Here is a 19,161-nt window from a genome sequence, read left to right on the forward strand (position 1 = left end):
TGAGGCGGACGGGCGGGGCGCGCCTGGACCGCACCGGTGCAATGCGTTAAGCTTTTTGGCTTTCGGTTAGCGCCGGTCATGGAGTGTATTCGGGGGCTTTATAATGTCCGTCCGCGTCATCGCGGGGCGGTCGTTACGATCGGGAATTTCGACGGTTTTCATCAGGGCCATCGACAATTGGTGGGGCTCCTTAAGGCGCGCGCCCGGGCTGCCGACGCGTCCTCGCTTGTCATGCTGTTCGAGCCGCAGCCCCAGGAGTACTTTGCGCGCGGCGAACCGCGCACGCGACTCATGCGGCTGTCGGCGAAGCTTGCGGCGTTGCGCGATGCAGGCGTCGATTACGCCATGGTGTTGCGGTTTGATGAGCGGCTTGCCACCCTGCCGGCCGTGGATTTCATCGAGGATATCCTGGCCGGGGCGCTCGCCGCGCGCGGGCTTGTGATCGGCGACGACTTCCGGTTCGGGGCCGGACGGGCCGGCGACTTTGTGATGCTGAAGGCCGCCGGGGGGCGTCACGGATTTTTTGTCGAGTCCACGGGGACCTTGAGCGAGACCGGCCAGCGGGTCAGCAGCACGCGACTGCGCACGGCCCTGGCACGCGGCGACATGCGCGAGGCCGAACGGCTCATCGGGGCCCCTTACCATTATGGGGGGCGGGTGGTGGCGGGCGATGCCCGCGGGCGCCTTCTGGGGTTTCCCACCGCCAATATCCTCATGCCGGACCCGCCGCCGGTGGCGGGGGTGTTTGCGGTCACGGCGCGCACCGAACACGGACGTGTTTATGCCGGTATCGCCAACGCCGGGCGGCGTCCGACGGTGGGCGGCGGACGCGTACTGCTCGAGGTCCATTTGCTGGATTTCGCCGGCGATCTGTACGGGCAACGGCTGCAGGTGGGCTTTCTTGAGCGCCTGCGCGAGGAGCGCAGGTTTCCGTCCCTGGAGGCGCTCACCGCGCAGATCGAGCACGACCGCGCCTGCGCACGCAGCTTTTTTGCCAATCGGGGAATGATAGGACCATGACGGCGGACTACAAAGACACCCTCAATCTGCCGCATACGGATTTCCCGATGCGCGGGAGTCTGCCGGCGCGCGAACCCGAGCAGATCAAGGACTGGGAGGCGCTCGGTCTCTATGAGCAGCTGCGTGCCTATCACGCGCGCCACCCGCGCTATGTCTTGCACGATGGCCCGCCCTATGCCAACGGCGCCATCCATCTCGGACATGCGGTGAACAAGGTCCTGAAGGATATCATCGTCAAGGCCAAGGGTCTGGCCGGCTTCGATGCCCCTTATGTCCCGGGCTGGGATTGCCATGGCCTGCCGATCGAGCTCGCCGTGGAGAAGACCGTGGGACGTTGCGGGCGTGATGTCGACGCCCGCGCCTTCCGTAAGGCGTGCCGTGACTATGCCGCCAAGCAGGTGGCCGGCCAGAAACGCGACTTCATCCGCTTGGGCGTGCTCGGGGACTTCGCGCACCCCTATCTCACCATGGATTTCGGGTTCGAGGCCGGTATCGTGCGTGAGCTCGCGCGCATCCGCGCGCGCGGCCACGTCTACCGCAGTGAAAAGCCGGTGCATTGGTGTCTCGATTGCCGATCGGCCCTGGCCGAGGCCGAGGTCGACTATGCCGAGCACCGCTCGCTGGCCGTGGACGTACCGTTCGCGGTGATCGACACCGACGACTTCTGGCGACGCGTGGGCGTCCCGGCGCGTCCCGGTGCGGTGCATCTGCCGATCTGGACGACGACCCCCTGGACGCTGCCGGCCAATCGCGCGGTGGCGGTGCACGGCGGGATCGTATACCGGATCCTGTCGGCCGGCAGCGATTACTGGTTGGTGGCCGAGGAATTGGCCGACGCGGTCGCGGCGCGCTATGGCTTTGCGAATACGCCGACCGGACTTGATGTTCGCGGGTCGGCGCTCACCGGTTTGCGGTTACGCCACCCGTTTCTGGACCGCTCGCTGCCCGTGATCGAGGGTGCGCATGTCACCACCGAGGCCGGCACCGGGCTTGTGCATATCGCGCCCGCTCATGGCGAAGAGGATTATCAGGCGGCGCGTGCCTATGGGCGCGGAAGCGGCGAGGTCCTGCCGGTCGAGGGCCCGGTCGGCGCGGATGGCCGATTCCTGCCCGGCACACCGTTCGTGGAGGGCCTTGGCGTCGCCGAGGCCTCGCAGCGCCTGGTCGATGTGCTGCGCGAGCGCGGGGCGCTGTGGGCCGTGGACACCATTACGCACAGCTATCCGCACTGCTGGCGCCACAAGACGCCGATCATCTTCCGGGCCACCGCCCAGTGGTTCATCTCGCTTGATGCCGCGAACCTGCGCGGCGATGCGCTTGCGGCCATCGGTCGGGTGCGCTGGATGCCGGGCTGGGGGGAGCAGCGCATCGCGCAGATGGTTGCCGGCCGTCCCGACTGGTGCATCTCGCGTCAGCGTGTGTGGGGCGTGCCCATCCCGTTTTTCCTGCACAAAGAGACCGGCGAACTCCATCCGCGCACCGATGCGCTCCTGGAGGAGGTCGCGCGCGTAGTCGAGGTCGAGGGCGTGGACGGTTGGTTCGAGCGCCCGGTCTCGGCATGGCTCGGCGCCGAGGCCGCGGATTACGAGGCGGTGCGCGATGTCCTGGATGTGTGGTTCGACTCCGGTTCCACGCATGCCTGCGTGCTCGCCGTGCGGCCGGATCTCGCGCATCCCGCCGACCTCTATCTGGAGGGCTCCGATCAGCATCGTGGCTGGTTTCAGTCATCGCTCCTCACTTCGGTTGCGGATTCCGGTGAGCCCCCTTACAAGGCGGTGCTGACGCACGGATTCACGGTCGATGCCCAGGGGCAGAAGATGGCGAAATCCCGCGGCAACGGCATAGAGCCCCAGGAGATCACAAAGACCCTGGGGGCCGATGTCTTGCGGCTATGGATCGCGGCCACCGATTATCGCGCCGAGATGTCGCTGTCGCCGGAGATCCTAAAACGTATCACCGAGGCCTACCGACGGTTGCGGAACACCGCGCGCTACCTGCTCGCCAACCTCGCCGGGTTCGATCCCGACTGCGATGCGCTCGCGCCCACGGACCTCCTGGTGCTGGACCGCGCGGCGCTGGCGCGTACCGCCGACCTCGACCAGTCGCTGCGCGAGGCCTATGAAGACTTCCAGTTCCATATCGTCTATCAGCGGCTGCACCACTTTTGCGTGGTCGATCTCGGTGCCTTCTATCTCGATGTCCTGAAAGACCGGCTCTATACCTCGCCCGCGGCCAGCCGCGAGCGGCGCTCGGCGCAGACCGTCTTGTGGCATATGCTCGAGGTCCTGGTGCGCCATATGGCGCCAATCCTGAGCTTCACGGCCGAAGAGGTGTGGCGATACGCGCCCGGCAAGCGCGCCGCGAGCGTCTTTCTGAATACCTGGCACGATATGGAGGTCTCCGCTGACGCCCCCGCGGATCTCGCGTTCTGGTCCTTGCTCCTCGATTTGCGTCAGGCGGTGGGGCCGGAGCTTGAGCGGCTGCGGGCAAGCGGGGCGGTCGGGTCGTCGCTGGACGCCGAGCTCGACCTTTATGCGGGGCCTGATCTGCACGCGCGGCTTGCCGAATTGACAGACGAGCTGCGCTACCTCTTCATCACATCCGATGCCCGCCTGCATGCGGCGGCATCGTGCCCCGAGGCCGCGGTCGCGACCACCCGCGCGGATCTCAGTATCGTGGTTCAGCCCTCGCCCCATGCCAAATGCGCGCGCTGCTGGCATCATAGGCCCGAGGTCGGGCGTTTCGCGGATCACCCGATGCTTTGTGGGCGCTGCCACGACATGCTCGCCGGCCGCCCAAGGGCACGGAGGTACGCCTAATGCTGGGCTATCTCCTGATCGCGGTCGCGGTGTTTGTGCTCGATCAATGGAGCAAGGCCGAGGCGGTACGCTACCTGTCGCGGGGATCCGTGCATGTGACCAGTTTCCTGAACCTGGTCCTGGTCTACAATCGTGGCGCGGCATTCGGGTTTCTGAGCAACGCGAGCGGCTGGCAGAATATCCTTTTTATCGCCGTGGCGGTGGCGATCGTGGCTGGTATCGTCATATTTCTCGTGCGCGGGGGGCGGCGCGACCGGCTGACCGTGGTGGCCCTGATGTTGGTCCTGGGGGGCGCTGCCGGTAACCTCGCGGATCGCATACGTCTGGGAGAGGTCGTGGACTTCATCGACTTTCATATCGGGTCCTGGCACTGGTATACGTTCAATCTCGCCGATAGCGCGATCACCGTGGGCGCGGTGTTGCTTGTCATAGACGCGTGGGTTTCGCGGCGCGCGACGGCGGCCCCGGAGAGGAGGTAGGCCGGCGATGGAGCGCATTCAGGCCGGTGCGCGTGTCGCCTTGCGCTTCACGCTGTCGCTTGCCGACGGAACGCGTGTCGAGGGTACGGCGCCCGGCGAGGCCCCATGGGAGGTCGTGGTCGGGAGAGGCGATCTGCCGCCCGGCCTCGATCGCTGTCTCGTGGGGCTGGCCGTAGGCGAGCGCGGGCGGTACTTCGTGGCCGCTGCCGACGCCTACGGGGAGCGGGACGAGGGCGCCCGCGAGATCCTGCCACGCACGGATTTTCCGGTGGACGTTGATCTCATCCCGGGCATGGCGTTTAGCTTTACACTCCCTGATGGTCGCGAGGCCATGGGCCAGGTGATGGCGGTGACGGAGGGCGGGGTCGAGGTCGATTTCACGCATCCGCTTGCCGGCCACGATTTGGTATTCGAAGTTGATATCGTAGCGATCGGGGGCCGTTGAGCGCCCGAGGGGCGGATATGAGGATTTATGTCGCAAACCCGCGCGGCTTCTGCGCGGGTGTCGAGCGTGCCATAGCGACGGTGGAGCGCGCGTTGGAGGAGTTCGGGCCGCCCGTGTATGTGCGTCACGAGGTGGTCCACAACAAGACGGTAGTCGAGGCCCTGCGTATGCGGGGCGCGGTGTTCGTCGAGGATCTCGCCGACGTGCCCCGCGGGGCGCGCGTGGTATTCAGTGCCCATGGTGTCGCCCGCGCCATCTCCGAGGAGGCGCGCGTGCGTGGACTGACCGTGTTCGACGCCACCTGCCCCCTGGTCTCGAAGGTCCACAAGGAGGTCATACGCTGGCGCCGGGAGGGCTACGAGTGCCTGCTGATCGGGCATGCGGGACACCCGGAGGTCGAAGGGACGCTTGGGCAGGTGGCTGACGGCGTCTATCTGGTGCAGACGGAACAGGATCTTGACTCGGTACCGGTGAAGGACCCCGAGCATGTGGCGTACGTGACCCAGACGACCTTGTCCGTCGAGGACACTGCGCGCCTCATAGGGGCGCTGCGCCATCGATTCCCGTCGGCTTGCGGTCCGCGTACCGACGATATCTGTTATGCGACCCAAAATCGCCAGGACGCGGTGCGCGCGCTGGCACGACATTGCGATGTCGTGGTGGTCGTGGGTTCGGCGCACAGCTCAAACGCCAATCGCCTGCGTGAGCTTGCGGGCGGCATGGGCATCCCCGCCTATCTCGTCGATGGCGCGGCGGACCTGGAGCGCGCGTGGTTTGCGCAAAGCGAGGCGGTAGGGGTTACGGCCGGCGCCTCCACCCCAGAGCATGCCGTGCAGGCGGTCATCCGCCGCCTGGGCGAGTGGGGTGCGCGATTGGTGCAGGAAGAGGAGGGACCCGCCGAGACTGTGGTGTTCTCGCTCCCCAAGTCCCTGAAACGCGCGAGTTTGGCGCGACAATCGTAAAGGGCCCGCGACGCCAAACCCGTCAGGGCCGACGCCTCTCCGGACGCTTTCACGGAGGGGCCTTTAATGTGAGAATGTTGTGGTGCGAACCCATCCCCTTGTTGTCGTGGGAGGCGGTGTCATAGGCCTCCTGACCGCCCGCGAACTGGCCATGGCCGGCCATGAGGTGCGGCTGTTTGAGCAGGGTGCTGTCGGCCACGAGGCGTCATGGGCGGCCGGCGGCATATTGTCCCCCTTGCACCCGTGGCGTTATCCGGATGCGGTCACGCAGCTTGCACAGGCCAGCATGGCGGCCTATCCGGCCCTCTGCCAAGACCTCGCCGAGGCGAGTGGTATCGATCCGGAATGGACGCCGTCTGGGCTCATGCGCCTGGGCGACGACGAGGTGCGCGAGGCACAGCGGTGGGCGGCGCGTTTCGGGGTGCCGCTAGAGCCCCGGGATCTCGCCGAGGTCTGTCCAGGTCATGGTCTCGACGGGCCGGGCCTATGGATGCCGGCCACGGCCCAGGTGCGCAGCCCACGCCTCCTGCGCGCCGCGGGTGCGGCCGTGCGCGGACTCAAGGTCATGGTCCATGAGCGGGCCACGGTCGAGGGTTTCACCCGCGACCGGGAGCGGCTGACGGGACTTGTGGTCAACGGCGAGACCGTCGCCGCCTCACGGGTGATCGTGTGTGCCGGCGCCTGGAGCCGGCCGCTCCTGGAGCGCTACGGCCTGCCTTTGCCGGTGCGGCCGATGAGAGGCCAGATGCTCGTGATCCAGACGCGCCCGGGGTTCCTGGGGCCCATGATTTTGAAGGGCGCGCGTTATCTCGTACCACGCCGCGACGGGGCGGTGCTGGTCGGCAGCACGATGGAGAGCGTGGGCTTTACGAAGGAGACGACCGAGGCCGCGCGCGAGGATCTGTTGAAGGCCGCACACGCCATCCTGCCGGAGCTTGCCGCCTACCCCGTCACCCACCAATGGGCCGGCCTGCGACCGTCGTCGCCGGAAGGGGTCCCTTATATCGGGGGACACCCGGAGATCCACGGCCTGTTTGTGAATACCGGGCACTTCCGCAACGGCATCGTGCTTGCCCCCGCGTCCGCCCGCCTCGGAGCGGATCTCATGCTGGGGCGCGATCCAGTCCTGGATCCGGTCCCCTATGGACCCGACCGGCCGTCCGAGGACGGGAGCGGCGGGGCTGTGCTAAAATGACATTGTGAAGGGTTACCAGGATCACACCAGCCAGGATCTTGCCGATCTCCTGCGGGGTCATGGGATCAATCCCACGGCCCAGCGCATCGAGATCGCGAGACTCCTCGTGTATCGGCGGATACATCTTACGGCCGAGGATGTGTTTCGGCTCGTGAATCGCGATGGGGCGCATGTCTCCAAGGCGACGGTCTATAATACCCTCGGCGTATTCGCGGAGAAGGGCCTGATCCGCGAGGTGGTGATTGATCCCACGCGCGTGGTGTACGACTCCAATACCGCGCCCCACCACCATTTTTACAATACCGAGACCGGCGAGCTCTTCGATATCGAGGAACGCACGATGTCGGTCGCGGGTCTTCCGCCGCTCCCCCAGGGCACCGAGGTGGAGGGGGTGGAGGTGATCGTGCGGCTGCGCTCGTCGGCGGATCGCGTCGCCTGAAGCCTTCATTTTCCCAGACCCAGAGGTTATAGTAACGGCCCACCATGCCGGTGTAGCTCAGTCGGTAGAGCAACTGATTCGTAATCAGTAGGTCGGGCGTTCGATTCGTCTCACCGGCACCATAAAATCAAGCACTTACGAGCAATCCTACCGACCACAGCCCCGAATATGCCATAATCCCGCCATAACGCGTATGGCAAAACAGGGGGGAGGTTATGGCAACGTTCCGCAAGCGTCCGGGGCCGGGAGGCCGTACCGCCTGGTAGGCGCAGATCATCAGGCGGGGACACGAGTCCCAATACAAGACCTTTAACACGAAAGCCGAGGCCGAGGCTTGGGCGCGCCAGATTGAGGGCGAGATGGACCGCGGGGTATTCGTCTCGCGTGCCGAGGCCGAGAATACGACTTTGGCCGAGGCCCTGGACCGATACCTTACCGAGGTTACACCCGGCAAGCGGCGCCCGGAGAATGAGGCGGGGTTCATCCGGCGATGGCAGGCACAGCCATTGGCCCGGCGGGTATTGGCGACCATTCGCGGCAAGGATATGGCCGCCTACATTCAGCAACGGCAGAGCGATGGGGTAGGGGCCAATACGATCCGCCTGGAGCTCGCGCTACTTTCCCACCTGTTCAACACCGCTCGCACGGCGTGGGGCATGGAATCGCTCGCAAACCCCGTGGAGGCCGTAAAGGGTCAACGTCCGAAGCTCCCGCAGGGCCGCGACCGACGCCTACGGGACGACGAATGCGCGCGCCTCCTAACGAGCGCACAGGCCTACGGCGGGGAGATAGGCCCCCTCATCACCTGGGCCATCGAGACCGCCATGCGCCGCGGGGAGATTGCGGCCATGCGTTGGGAGCACCTGGACGGGCCGTCCGGCCCGCAATGCCGCCAGGCGCGGGTGTTGCTGATCCCGGAGACCAAGACGGGCACGCCCCGGCGGATACCGCTGTCCACGGCGGCCGTCGCTACCCTCAATGCGCTCCCACGTCGTCCAGACGGCCACGTATGGAGCATGCGCCCGGACTCCATCTCGCAGGCCTTCGAGCGGGTCTGCAAGGCGGCCGGCATCGAGGGCCTGACCTTCCACGACTTGCGCCACGAAGCGGCCAGTAGGCTCTCTGAAAAGGGTTTTGAGGCTATGGAGGTGGCGGCGATCACCGGGCACAAGACCATGCAGATGGTTAAGCGGTATACTCATTTTCGGGCCGAGGATTTGGTGGGGCGGTTGGATTAGTGAGTCCCATCTCGCAGGCCTTCGAGCGTGTCTGCAAGGCCGCTGGCATCGAGGGCCTGACCTTCCACGACTTACGGCACGAGGCCGCAAGCCGACTTGGGGAGCGGGGTTTCAGTGGGTTGGAGATAGCCGCGATCACGGAGCACAAGCCGATGCAGACATTGCTGGCCGCACGGCCAGTGGTTAAGCGGTATGCTCACTTCAGGGCGGAGGATTTTGTGGGGAGGTTGAAGTAGATGCTGATTCCGGAGGTCCCTACATTACAAAGTGTCCTCAAAGACATCGAGCCCCGTGGCCCCAAGGATCTCGTTAGACTCTGGACGGTCCAGCATACCGACGCGGTAACGCAGCTTTTAAAGGGCAGCGTACCCCTTAGAGGTCGCGAGGAGTATGCATACAGCGATTGCGCGCAAGGTAAACGTAGCGCCTATAAATGGATGGTCGGGCAGATGAATGAACGTCTCCCCAGGCAATACCAGTGCCACGGCCTTCCTGTCTGGACACTGCCGGTGCAATCGCCTTGCTTAGGTGATAAAGACCAGGTATTGGAGATTCAGGTGACCAGAGAGCGCGTCGTGTTCTCCTTCCATTCGCCATGGACGCGCCTGCTGGAAATCTTTTCTTGTATGGGGGAAGGAGATGAGGAGCGGTGGCCCGACATATGGTCCACACAACCGTATCTGGTGGCGGGCGCTAGCGGTGTCGATCAGAAGAACGGAGACTCCGGCAACATTCCATCGGAGGCGGAGTGTAGGGGGAGTTGGGAGCAAATATTCGATCTTACGTTAGCTCGCCGAGTGTCCGATTTCGCATGGGATCGCCGGCCCTTTATCCAGGCCACGCTTTCGCAGATAGATCCATGTGATGTTGTTAGAGTGCTACCCTAACGGTCATGGTGCAGCAATTCTCAATGTGGCACCGACCATGGGTATCCAGTAGCGTGCGCGTATGCGGGTAGGTGCCCAACATGCGGCACAGACACACTCAGACACGGTAATCCTTACATCGTCACCGATGTGTTCCGGGTTCTATCGCTTCACATTGAGAATTGCGGTTTTTTTGTTAGAAGCTAGACAGTGCCAACTTTTCCTATGCTGCCAATTTGTATTTCTCCTGCGGCGCATCGTGACGACGATATGTCTCGATTATTTTCTCGAGGCCAGGGAATTTAGCGGCAACCGCGAAAAATGCCGGCAGTCCGCTGCGCAGGGTGTAGGCGACGACCAGTTCGGATGGAGGCATGGCCTCGTTCATGGTGCGTAACCAGCTGCGAAAGCCGTGCCAGACTGCAGCCGTGTGGTTGATGGCAAGGTGCTGCAGCAATCCCTGAGCGATTACCCCGAGTGGCCCTTGGACGTGATAAGCGTTGAGCTTACGTCGTGTCTCGGCGCGGTAGCCATCCGATGTCCGGTGCAGATACTGATTGCCGCTGCCACGTCGAATCGGCTTCATGTCGGCCATCCAGAAATGATAGGCATGAGCCCCCAAGACGTGGACAGCCTGTTTGAATCCGATCTCAATTTTGAAACGGAATCCATAAAGTTGCAGGATCTCCATGGGTTCGAGTGTGAGGTCGGTGCAGAGTAGAAATATCGTGCCACGATGAGGGTGGTGGACGATCACGAATCGGACGAGGTGTCCCACGGGGCGCCAGATCAAATCCATGACGCGGTACCGCACCTGCACAGTGTTCTCACCGTAGACAGGACTGGGCGCCTCGATGAAGGCATGCTCCTCTTTGGCCGCGTCCTTAAGTCGCACCTTGTGACCATAGAGTTTTGGCCTTCCCTTGCCGCGACTGACAGGCGCGGGTGCCGGCCAATAGGCCACCACGTTGCCCTTGGCCCGTGTCAGGAGGTGGTGGCCACCGGCCAGCAAGGGCAGGATGATTTTTGCGCTCGCGTAGTAGGCGTCGGCGATGAGCAGCACCTGCCGCTGGCACACCCCGACCAATGTCAACAGGAGCGCCACCAGTTTATCGAGGAGCGTGCTGGCATCGCGGTTGGAGAACACCAATCCCTCATGGATCCGCGACACCAGCGGTACGGCAGCCACCTGTCCGGCCGCGCACTGCACCAGCAGGGAAATGGCCTGCATCGAGTGCCCCATGATGTAGGTAGGCTTAGTGTTACCGGCAGATTGTTGATGCAGCAGCTTCACGCCCGGCATCTTGCGACCCTCCTTGGGTGCTTTTATCCCGTCGGCGAGGAAGACCAGGCGCGAGTTCACCTCAAATGGACGAAACAGCCTCAAGCATAGGCGTAGCCAGCAAGCCGTCAGTGTTTCGAGATGGAGTCCTGCGCTGTGGAAGAAATGCAGGAAGCGGTGATAAGCCTTGCCGGAGAAATCGAGCGCTCGCACGAAGCTGGTAACGCCGGCATTGTCCGCGCGGCAGCACAGACCTGCCAGAGTCAGTAGCATCCAGAGGAATGTGCGGGTACGGGAACACGCTGGACGCAGTTCGCGCACGGCTGTCAGCCAATAATTCCAAAGCATAGATTCTCCACAAAGTGGCGCGCAATGTCCGATAGCATTATGATGCTCTCGGACGCAACATGCTATACTTCAGGGACCGAAACAGAGATCTATTTCATCATGGCCACGAACCGCGAAACGACACTAGAGAAACAGATAGAGAAAACCAAGAAGGCGTTGGTGGCGCTGGGAGATATGCGCCCAGGCAGTCTGTCAAAACAGTACAACGTATGTGGCAAACCGGGATGCAGCTGCAAGGCAGACCCGCCTAAAAAACACGGTCCCTACTACCAGGTGAGCTACACGCGCAAGGGAAAGAGCAGCAGTAAGTTCGTCAAAAAAGAGGCTCTATCCGACTTTCCCCACGGTATCGACTTGATAATCAGGCAGGGCTGATGGGTGTGGCGGCGTAAACGGGCCAGGGTGGGATAGGCGTTAGGTGGGGTGATATCTGTCGGGGCGTACAAGGGCTTGCAATGGAGGGTAAACACAGGTCTCCTCTCAGTTGTTGACCAGTCATCGACAAAGAGAGGAAACCCAGAGCCGCCTGACGTTGCTGGCGAAAATACACCGCCTGAAAGACCTAAAAATCACCGCCTTCTCATTCCAACAACGCGATACGGAACGCCATCTCTGGGTCAAGCCCTTCAAAAACGGTTGCCGCTGCCCAGTGTGTGAGCGCCGCTGCCCAATCGTGCGCCAGGCCCAGGAGGCCCGATCCTGGGAGGACGTAGCGATCTTGGGCCGCAAGACCCTGTTCTGGTATGCCCCCAAGGAGATCCTCTGCCCGACCCATGGGCTCGTGCAGGAGAAAATCCCCTGGGCCGCCCCTTATGCCCGCATCACCTATCGCCTGGAGTTTCGGATCTGCGCGCTCTGCCAGATCATGACGCAAAAGGCAGCGGCCGCCATACTGAAGATGGCCCCATCGACGCTCTCTAACTGTCTGCACCGGGTCATCACCCGGGTGCGCACGGGCCACACGATCCGGGGCTTGGTGACCCTCGGAGCCGATGAGATCGCGTATTGCAAAGGCCGGAAATATGCCACGATCATCTATGATTTGGACCGTTCGCACGTCGTGTGGGTGGGGCGGGGTTTGGGGCGCGAGACCATCGACCGGTTCTTCAACGAACAGTTATCGGATGGCCAGAAGCAGCGCATTCGCTGGGCGAGTTGCGACAGGGGCCGCGCCTACACTGGGGCCATTCAACACCACTGCCCGAACGCCACCCTCGTGATCGATCGCTTTCATGTGGTGAAGGCCTTGAACGAGGCGCTCGATGCCGTCCGGAAAGACGAGTGGCGGGGACTGGATAAGCGGGGGCGTCAGGCCATCAAGGGGCTGCGGTGGATGCTCGGGATGCAGGCGCGGAATCGCTCCAAGAAACAGTCGCGCTTCTTAAACGCGCTACGCACCTCCAACCGGCGCATCCATCGCGCCTGGCATTGCCGGCCGCATGGCCGGGTCTTGAAGGATGAGTTCGAGCGCATCTGGCATTTCACATATCCCGGTGCGGCGAGGCAGTTCTTGAAGCGCTGGATGACGGCCGCCCTCAGAAGCCGCTTACCCTCGCTGAAGACCTTTGTGACCACCGTACGGAACCACTTCGACAATATCCTCTCCTTCATTGAACGCCCGCTCACCAATGCCGTGGGCGAAGGCATCAACCGTCTACTCAAGATCGTGAAGAACCGGGCCTCGGGATTCCGCGGTTTGGAGCCCTTCGCTGACCTGATCTTCCTTACGATCGGAGACCTCGATATCCCTGCGCACATTCCTTCCGATTTGCGTACGCTGTGAGGGCAGAGGAAAACACTATGAGGCTAGGGAATCTGCGGGTTTTATTGGTGGGGAGATCCGGATATAGCCAAAAAAGAAGATTTGCCTGAAGTGCGAAAGCAGATCAAGAATTACGAGAAGATGAAGCTACTGGCGGACCGCTGGATTGATTTGGCGACGGAATTATCCAATCTCAGGGTCGCCAAAGGAAAAGCTAAAATCACAGCGAGAACTTAGGCAGTGTAAGTAAATAAAGGTATCATTCTCGGGGCCATTGCGGTATCCTGCGCAAGCATGAGTACGGTGCCGGAATTGAAGCGGAAGTTTCGGTCTGTGTGGTCGCATTTGGACGAGCGCACACGCCGCCTTGTAGCGGCCAATGAAGCGCTGAGCCTGGGGTATGGGGGCGTCTCTCTCGTGCACCACGCCTGCGGCCTGTCACGGAAAGCGATCGCCAAGGGTATCCGCGAAATCCAGGGAGGGGATCAGCCGCTGGTGGGCCGCGTCCGACGACCAGGGGCGGGCCGCAAGTCCCTCACACAAATCGATCCCGGTCTCGTGCCCCGCCTCGAAGGGCTGATCGATGCGCAAACGCGCGGGGACCCCGAGTCGGCCCTGCGATGGATCTGTAAGAGCACGCGGGCGATTGCCCAAGAACTGAGCCAGCAAGATCACCCGATCAGCCACATGACGGTCGCACAGATCCTGCACGACCTCCACTACAGCCTGCAGAGCAATCGCAAGACCGAGGAGGGTGCCGATCATCCGGATCGCGATGCCCAGTTTCGCTACATCAATGCCGCCGTCAAGAAATGCCTGAGACAGGGCACGCCCGTGATCTCAGTGGACACCAAGAAAAAGGAGCTCATAGGAAACTATGATAACCCGGGCCAACAATGGCTCCCGGCGAAACGGCCAAAACCCGTGCAAGGTCACGACTTCCCCGGTCCCGAAGTACCCCGCGCCTATCCTTATGGTATTTACGACATCGGCCGCAATGCCGGTTTTGTCAACGTGGGGACCGATCATGACACCGGGGAATTTGCCGTCGCCTCCATCCGCGGGTGGTGGCGCCAGGAGGGCCGGCGCCTGTATGCGGGGGCGAAGACAATCCTGATCACGGCCGATGGCGGCGGAAGCAACGGATGGCGGCTACGGCTGTGGAAACTGGAATTGCAGAAATTCGCCGATCAGACCGGGCTCTCCGTGGCCGTGTGCCACTTCCCTCCCGGCACGAGCAAATGGAACAAGATCGAGCATCGGTTGTTTTCCTTTATCTCGTCGATCGCCGATCAGACCGGGCTCTCCGTGGCCGTGTGCCACTTCCCTCCCGGCACGAGCAAATGGAACAAGATCGAGCATCGGTTGTTTTCCTTTATCTCGTCGAACTGGCGCGGAGAACCCTTACGGGACTACGAAACGATCGTCAATCTCGTCGCCAAAACCACCACGGCCAAAGGATTGCAGGTCACTTGCCGATTGGACCGCCGCAAATACCCCATCGGACGCGAAATCACCCAGGCGCAGATGGGGCGCGTCAATTTGGAGCGCAACACGTTCCATGGCGAATGGAACTACACCATCAAGCCGCACATAAAGGGTAGTTGAGACCTTTATTTTCTTACAGCGCCTTAGCACTGTCTAGCTCATGGGACATCCGCACTTTTCCCCAGAAAATATGTTTCTTGGCATGATCGGATCAGCGGTCGACATCACCGAGCGTCAGCGCATGGAGGCCGACATGGCGAAAGCCAGCAAGCTCGAATCCCTGGGGGTTCTTGCAGGCGGCTTCGCGCACGACTTCAACAATCTGCTGACCGCCATCCTGAGCAACCTCTATCTCGCGAAACTCGCCATCCCCGGGCATGATGAACCCTTGAAGCTCCTGAGCGATGCCGAGCAGGCGTGTTTCGCCTCCCAGCAATTGACTCAGCAGCTTTTGACTTTCGCGCGCGGCGGAAGCCCCGTAAAGACCCTCCTTGATCTCGGTCGAGCCCTGGAAGGGTGGGTACAATTTCCTTTGCGCGGATCCAATGTGCGCCCGGTCTGCATCATTCCTGAGGGTCTCTGGTGCGTCGAGGCCGATGAGGGGCAGATGCGTCAGGTGATCTCGAACCTCGTCATCAACGCCCAGCAAGCAATGCCGGAAGGGGGGCGACTCACCGTCGTCTGCGAGAATCTCACCATGCCCAACCTCGATCCCGCAGTGCCGCGGCGCGACACCGACTATGTACGCATCGCCCTGACCGATGAAGGGCCGGGTATTCCCGAAGAGCATCTTCCGAAGATATTCGATCCCTTCTATACGACCAAGGCTAAGGGCAGCGGGCTTGGTCTCACCACATCCTACCGCGTGATCCAAAAGCATGGCGGCCATCTGACCGTCCAATCGCCGCCGGGTGGGGGTGCCACCTTTCTCGTTTATTTGCCCGCGTCGCGGGCGCTGCCGGTGAAGGCGGATACGTCCACCCCGCCTGTGGCTGCCGGGACCGGCCGCCTGCTCGTCATGGACGATGAGGCCTCCATACGGGGCCTCACGCAGGCAGTTCTTGCGCGCCTAGGTTACGAGGTCGACTGCGCTGAAAATGGCCAAACGGCGGTCGCGGCCTATCGCCAGGCGTTCAGGGATGGGCGCCCCTATGACGGGGTCATCCTGGATCTCACGGTCCGCGGGGGCATGGGCGGCAAGGAGGCTCTGCTTGAATTGCGGGCCATCGACCCGAACGCGCGCGTCATCGTGGCGAGCGGCTATGCCAACGATCCGATCATCGCGGATTTTGCCGCCTATGGCTTCAATGGGCGCATCGTAAAGCCATTCCGGCTCGAGGACCTGCGGCAGGCCGCCTTGCTCCTGACCGCAGCTCAGGTACAGTAACCGCGACTCGGTGACGGCGCATGGCGCTGTGCTGTCCGGTACGCGCCGCGGGAGACGGCTCCCGGACCCATCATGGCGATGAGCGTATTACGCCAGGGCCTCCATCAGGAGCTCCTCCGTGCGCGCGCTCATGACACATTCGAGGCGCCATTGGGCGCGCGTCATTCCGGTGAAGAGCAGCCGGCGGGTAGGGGCATCGAGTACGGGAAAATCGAGTTCCGCGAGGATTACGACCGGGGCCGATTGTCCCTTGAAACGTGCAATGGTGTCGGCAACGAGCGCACCCTCGGTCCAGATCGCGCGGCCGGATGGGTCGAAAGACCCCGTAAAGCGCCTGAGGGTGATATCCGCGAGCGTGCTTTTCTGGACGACGGCCGAGGCGCGCCGCCCTTTGCCGCTCAGAACGACCATATGGTCCGGCGCCAGGCCTTCGGCGATGAGGCCTGCGATCAAGTCCTCGGTCGCGCGCAGGCCGCCGGCATCGTCCGCCGCCCATATATGAAACCCTGGCAGATCGCCGTCGACCGGACCGCGGGCCGTGAGGGGCGAGGAGGCGAGACCCAGGGCATTGATGCACTGCACGATCCGCCGGGGATTGCGAAAATTGTCCATGCAGCGCAGCGTGACCGCGTCCGCCCATGCGCCGGCGGTCGCGGGACGCATCTGTTGATCGGCATCACCCAAGATATAGGCCCGTCCCCCAGAGGCCATCTGTCGCCGCAGGCTCGCGATCCATTCGGCATCGAAGTCCTGCGCCTCGTCTATGACGAGAAGCGACCAGGCGGTATCGCCTGGCGATCCGCTGTACAGGGCGGCGGCGCGCGCAAAGAGGTCTGAGTCCGCGAAGTCGATGCGGCCTTCGCGGCCACGCAGGCTGGCGAGCGCGAGCTCATGGAAAGTCGCATAGCCGCATTCGCCCGGGCCGATCTCGCGCATACGGTCGGCGAGAGGACGATGGTAGCAGACGTATTGCGCCTTGTGGCCGTGACTTACAGCCTCCTGGAGAAGGCGTAACGCAAGCTGCGTCTTGCCGGACCCGGCGGTGGCCTCGATCCGGAACACCCCGCTTGGGGATGTGATGCGCGGCACCCAGGTCGCGAGGCCATCGGACAGGCGCGTTACCGTGTCCTTGAGCCACTCGATGCGCCGGCCGGCATCAATCCCGAGATCGAAGACGTCATCCAGAAACCGCGACATTCGCTTGTTCGTGGGGGCGTGCGTGGCGGCCGCGGGGATCGCGTCTTGGACCCGGCGGGCGAGGTCTGGCATCTCGTCGGCGTCGACGATGCGTTCCCTGGGGTAGCCGATGCTGCCCGTCCCCACGACCTGATCGGCCAGCACCAGGATGTGGGCCACGTGGACGTGGAGGTCGCTACTTTGGAGGCGCTGACGCAACGCCGCGTACTGCACGCGCGCCTGCCGGCCTATGTCTTTCGTGCGATCGCCGTAGCGCTTGCGCAGACCCTCGCTCGTCCATTCCACAGCCCCGGCCTTGACCTCGAGGATCACGAGACTCCCGTTGGGCGCGAGCACTATGGCATCGCACTCACCGAACCATTGGACACCGTCATGGACCGATGACCACATGACGCCGTGAAAGATGGTGAAATCGGCCGGCAATTCGGCTTCCAGTTGACGCAGGACGTCGAATTCCCGCTGTTCACCGGGCCGTACCGCGTGCTGGCCTTCCAACGATGGGCGCAGGGTTGCCATGGGGTACTCCAAAAGACGGTCATTCTACACAAGGCGGTGTCGCGCCCGCACGCAGCGGCGATCAGGCATGGCCGGTGCCGGTCTTTGTGTGACGCGGCCTGTCGCAGGTCCTTGCTAGCCTGGTGTTGGCGGTCACGCGCGCGGCGGATCCCGCGCACCGGCCCATCCGGCATGGCGTCTCGGGGATGTGCATGACATGCGAAGTGGCGGTGATGAACAAGTGCGGTATGGCGCTGGCGGCCGATAGCGTGGTGGCGGTCGGCGATGGGGATTGCGGCCGCAAGAAGATCTATTACACGGCTGAGAAGCTCTTTTCCCTGTCGCCCGACCTGCCGGTCGCGATCATGACCTATGGACCGGCGGCCATCACGGGCGCGCCGTGGGAGACCGCGGTCAAGGTCTGCGCCCAGAAGCTCTGGGGCCTGCGGTTTGATCCCTTGGTCGAGTATGCGCGGGACTTGGCGAACGGTTCGAACCCTTGACGAGGCACTGCTCGAAGACCGCCAGGTGACGATCCGTTACCCGAAGCCTGGCGACGAGAGCCGGCCGACCACGATGGCGCGCACCCTCTGGGGTCCGTGCGGCGCGGCGCAGTGCGCTACCTCGTATGGATCTTTTCCGCTATAGCGACCCCTACCTTTTGGTGCGGCACCGTATGAAGGCGGTCGAGGCTCTGGACGTGCCGGCCGTGCGGCCAGCAGGATCCGATCTCGATGCCTACATCGCCTCCGAGGGCATGGGCTTTGGGGGCGGCGAGGCCATCCGGATCGAGTTGCTCATCGAGGCCGACGCCGCCCGCTATCTTGCGGACATCCCTTTGGCCTCCGACCACCCCCTGACGCCCGCACGTGATGGGTGGATGTGTCTTCGCGCCACGTTCCCCTACACCGGGCAGTGGCGCTGGTGGATCCTGGGGTTCGGGGACAAGGCCGGGGTCAAAAAAACCGGCGCGCCTTCGTAAGACCATGGCGGAAGCGGCTCAGGCCCTGGCGGCCCGCTACCGGGTCCCCGGCGCTTGAGGTCGCGTGACCGGAGATACCGCATGCCTGCTTCGCCTCGACAGATAGGGGCGGCCGCGTCTTCCATGAGGGTGGAATCGGATACGGGATTGGCGCCGCTGAGAGTCTTCGCAAAACGGCATCAAGATCAACGATGCGAAGAGTTCCGCACCGCTGACAGAGATCAAGAAAGACCCCGAGCTTCACGGGCTCTCGGAGGTGTCGGGAGCGCAGGGGTGTCGTCCCCGGAGACGCCTGGCGCGCCAAGATCCGATGGCGGCGTCGGAGGGCGAAGACGAACGACGGCGGTACGACGGTTCGGGAAGGCGGTGAGGCCTTTGTGCGGGACGCCGCTTCCAAGAACGGCCAACGCCCGATTGCCAGGGATTTTGCCCGTATTTTGTATCCGAAAGGCGACGATGGAAGGGAGGCCGCAGGCTATACTACGACGCCGGGCTGTATGCCGATACAGCTAAGGGATCGCGTTGCCAACCGGCCCCCGATGGTCACGGATGATCGGCAGGTCGGGAGGGCTGGGGTCCGGGTGCTCGGAAGCGGTGTGGCCCGGTCGCGGGTGCCCGACAATGCGCGCTGGCGACTTGGGGGCAGGTTCGTATCAGAAAGAGGGGGTATGCCTGGCGCCTATCAGGGAGTGCGGCCGGCGGACAGAATCATGTCACGAATATTATAGGTTTCGTATGTAATACTGAGCATTATCAA

General features: G+C 63.1%; 18 protein-coding genes and 1 tRNA gene. 17 read left to right on the top strand and 2 right to left on the bottom strand.

Going from position 1 to position 19,161, the window contains the following annotated elements:
* The first annotated feature begins 78 nt into the window (after positions 1 to 78).
* The 11 genes from ribF to C4901_RS19170 all read left to right on the top strand — a co-directional run bounded on the left by ribF (position 79) and on the right by C4901_RS19170 (position 9,484).
* Positions 79 to 1,020: a bifunctional riboflavin kinase/FAD synthetase gene (gene ribF / locus C4901_RS05170; protein ID WP_110136429.1), complete on the top strand. Its 942-nt coding sequence runs from the start codon at positions 79 to 81 to the stop codon at positions 1,018 to 1,020.
* A complete protein-coding gene (gene ileS / locus C4901_RS05175; protein ID WP_110136430.1) occupies positions 1,017 to 3,839 on the top strand; it encodes an isoleucine--tRNA ligase in 2,823 nt (940 codons plus the stop codon). The genes ribF and ileS overlap by 4 nt, the downstream gene beginning before the upstream one ends.
* Positions 3,839 to 4,318: a signal peptidase II gene (gene lspA, locus C4901_RS05180; RefSeq protein WP_110136431.1), complete on the top strand. Its 480-nt coding sequence runs from the start codon at positions 3,839 to 3,841 to the stop codon at positions 4,316 to 4,318. The genes ileS and lspA overlap by 1 nt, the downstream gene beginning before the upstream one ends.
* 7 nt (positions 4,319 to 4,325) lie before the next feature.
* Positions 4,326 to 4,763, top strand: a complete 438-nt coding sequence (locus C4901_RS05185; RefSeq protein ID WP_110136432.1) for a peptidylprolyl isomerase — start codon at positions 4,326 to 4,328, stop codon at positions 4,761 to 4,763.
* A 17-nt stretch (positions 4,764 to 4,780) separates the two neighbouring features.
* A complete protein-coding gene (ispH, locus tag C4901_RS05190; protein WP_110136433.1) occupies positions 4,781 to 5,725 on the top strand; it encodes a 4-hydroxy-3-methylbut-2-enyl diphosphate reductase in 945 nt (314 codons plus the stop codon).
* An 82-nt stretch (positions 5,726 to 5,807) separates the two neighbouring features.
* Positions 5,808 to 6,920, top strand: coding sequence for a glycine oxidase ThiO (gene thiO, locus C4901_RS05195; RefSeq protein ID WP_110138531.1), 1,113 nt, complete (start codon positions 5,808 to 5,810; stop codon positions 6,918 to 6,920).
* A gap of 4 nt (positions 6,921 to 6,924) precedes the next feature.
* Positions 6,925 to 7,359, top strand: a complete 435-nt coding sequence (locus tag C4901_RS05200; RefSeq protein WP_205736200.1) for a Fur family transcriptional regulator — start codon at positions 6,925 to 6,927, stop codon at positions 7,357 to 7,359.
* 46 nt (positions 7,360 to 7,405) lie between these two features.
* Positions 7,406 to 7,481 (top strand) — tRNA-Thr (locus C4901_RS05205).
* Between the two features lie 237 nt (positions 7,482 to 7,718).
* Complete coding sequence (locus C4901_RS05210) at positions 7,719 to 8,597, top strand: site-specific integrase (RefSeq protein ID WP_205736201.1); 879 nt, start codon at positions 7,719 to 7,721, stop codon at positions 8,595 to 8,597.
* A complete protein-coding gene (locus tag C4901_RS19165; RefSeq protein WP_110136435.1) occupies positions 8,597 to 8,833 on the top strand; it encodes a tyrosine-type recombinase/integrase in 237 nt (78 codons plus the stop codon). Before C4901_RS05210 ends, C4901_RS19165 begins: the two co-directional genes overlap by 1 nt.
* Positions 8,834 to 9,484, top strand: coding sequence for a DUF3841 domain-containing protein (locus tag C4901_RS19170; protein WP_110136436.1), 651 nt, complete (start codon positions 8,834 to 8,836; stop codon positions 9,482 to 9,484). It abuts the gene before it with no gap.
* A 202-nt stretch (positions 9,485 to 9,686) separates the two neighbouring features.
* Here the strand turns inward: C4901_RS19170 and C4901_RS05225 are convergent, their stop codons facing one another.
* Positions 9,687 to 11,093, bottom strand: coding sequence for a transposase (locus tag C4901_RS05225; protein WP_110136437.1), 1,407 nt, complete (start codon positions 11,091 to 11,093; stop codon positions 9,687 to 9,689).
* Positions 11,094 to 11,132: 39 nt separating this feature from the next.
* Here C4901_RS05225 and C4901_RS05230 point away from each other — a divergent pair, with 39 nt between their 5' ends.
* The 4 genes from C4901_RS05230 (at position 11,133) to C4901_RS05245 (ending at position 15,730) form a co-directional block, all read left to right on the top strand.
* Positions 11,133 to 11,468: a DUF6788 family protein gene (locus C4901_RS05230; RefSeq protein WP_145960626.1), complete on the top strand. Its 336-nt coding sequence runs from the start codon at positions 11,133 to 11,135 to the stop codon at positions 11,466 to 11,468.
* A gap of 112 nt (positions 11,469 to 11,580) precedes the next feature.
* A complete protein-coding gene (locus C4901_RS05235) occupies positions 11,581 to 12,876 on the top strand; it encodes an ISL3 family transposase (RefSeq protein WP_168185558.1) in 1,296 nt (431 codons plus the stop codon).
* 273 nt (positions 12,877 to 13,149) lie between these two features.
* On the top strand, positions 13,150 to 14,463 hold the full coding sequence (locus C4901_RS05240) for an ISAzo13 family transposase (protein WP_110136440.1): 1,314 nt from the start codon (positions 13,150 to 13,152) through the stop codon (positions 14,461 to 14,463).
* Between the two features lie 82 nt (positions 14,464 to 14,545).
* Positions 14,546 to 15,730: an ATP-binding protein gene (locus C4901_RS05245; protein ID WP_168185559.1), complete on the top strand. Its 1,185-nt coding sequence runs from the start codon at positions 14,546 to 14,548 to the stop codon at positions 15,728 to 15,730.
* Between the two features lie 87 nt (positions 15,731 to 15,817).
* On the opposite strand, the gene C4901_RS05250 is transcribed toward C4901_RS05245, so the two are convergent.
* A complete protein-coding gene (locus C4901_RS05250; protein WP_110136442.1) occupies positions 15,818 to 17,443 on the bottom strand; it encodes an ATP-binding domain-containing protein in 1,626 nt (541 codons plus the stop codon).
* 191 nt (positions 17,444 to 17,634) lie between these two features.
* Here C4901_RS05250 and C4901_RS05255 point away from each other — a divergent pair, with 191 nt between their 5' ends.
* Entirely contained in the window at positions 17,635 to 17,925 is a 291-nt protein-coding gene (locus C4901_RS05255) for a hypothetical protein (protein WP_145960627.1), read from the top strand.
* A gap of 173 nt (positions 17,926 to 18,098) precedes the next feature.
* Complete coding sequence (locus C4901_RS05260; protein WP_168185560.1) at positions 18,099 to 18,404, top strand: WYL domain-containing protein; 306 nt, start codon at positions 18,099 to 18,101, stop codon at positions 18,402 to 18,404.
* Positions 18,405 to 19,161 lie beyond the last annotated feature (757 nt).

Origin of the sequence: Acidiferrobacter sp. SPIII_3, from assembly GCF_003184265.1 — a bacterium.
Lineage (GTDB): Bacteria > Pseudomonadota > Gammaproteobacteria > Acidiferrobacterales > Acidiferrobacteraceae > Acidiferrobacter.

What these genes read in the sequence shown, in the direction of transcription:
- ribF (WP_110136429.1), top strand. Translation starts at nt 79, where the DNA reads ATGGAGTGTATTCGGGGGCTTTATAATGTCCGTCCGCGTCATCGCGGG.
- ileS (WP_110136430.1), top strand. Translation starts at nt 1,017, where the DNA reads ATGACGGCGGACTACAAAGACACCCTCAATCTGCCGCATACGGATTTC.
- lspA (WP_110136431.1), top strand. Translation starts at nt 3,839, where the DNA reads ATGCTGGGCTATCTCCTGATCGCGGTCGCGGTGTTTGTGCTCGATCAA.
- C4901_RS05185 (WP_110136432.1), top strand. Translation starts at nt 4,326, where the DNA reads ATGGAGCGCATTCAGGCCGGTGCGCGTGTCGCCTTGCGCTTCACGCTG.
- ispH (WP_110136433.1), top strand. Translation starts at nt 4,781, where the DNA reads ATGAGGATTTATGTCGCAAACCCGCGCGGCTTCTGCGCGGGTGTCGAG.
- C4901_RS05210 (WP_205736201.1), top strand. Translation starts at nt 7,719, where the DNA reads ATGGACCGCGGGGTATTCGTCTCGCGTGCCGAGGCCGAGAATACGACT.
- C4901_RS19170 (WP_110136436.1), top strand. Translation starts at nt 8,834, where the DNA reads ATGCTGATTCCGGAGGTCCCTACATTACAAAGTGTCCTCAAAGACATC.
- C4901_RS05225 (WP_110136437.1), bottom strand. Translation starts at nt 11,093, where the DNA reads ATGCTTTGGAATTATTGGCTGACAGCCGTGCGCGAACTGCGTCCAGCG.
- C4901_RS05230 (WP_145960626.1), top strand. Translation starts at nt 11,133, where the DNA reads ATGATGCTCTCGGACGCAACATGCTATACTTCAGGGACCGAAACAGAG.
- C4901_RS05240 (WP_110136440.1), top strand. Translation starts at nt 13,150, where the DNA reads ATGAGTACGGTGCCGGAATTGAAGCGGAAGTTTCGGTCTGTGTGGTCG.
- C4901_RS05245 (WP_168185559.1), top strand. Translation starts at nt 14,546, where the DNA reads ATGATCGGATCAGCGGTCGACATCACCGAGCGTCAGCGCATGGAGGCC.
- C4901_RS05250 (WP_110136442.1), bottom strand. Translation starts at nt 17,443, where the DNA reads ATGGCAACCCTGCGCCCATCGTTGGAAGGCCAGCACGCGGTACGGCCC.
- C4901_RS05255 (WP_145960627.1), top strand. Translation starts at nt 17,635, where the DNA reads ATGACATGCGAAGTGGCGGTGATGAACAAGTGCGGTATGGCGCTGGCG.
- C4901_RS05260 (WP_168185560.1), top strand. Translation starts at nt 18,099, where the DNA reads ATGAAGGCGGTCGAGGCTCTGGACGTGCCGGCCGTGCGGCCAGCAGGA.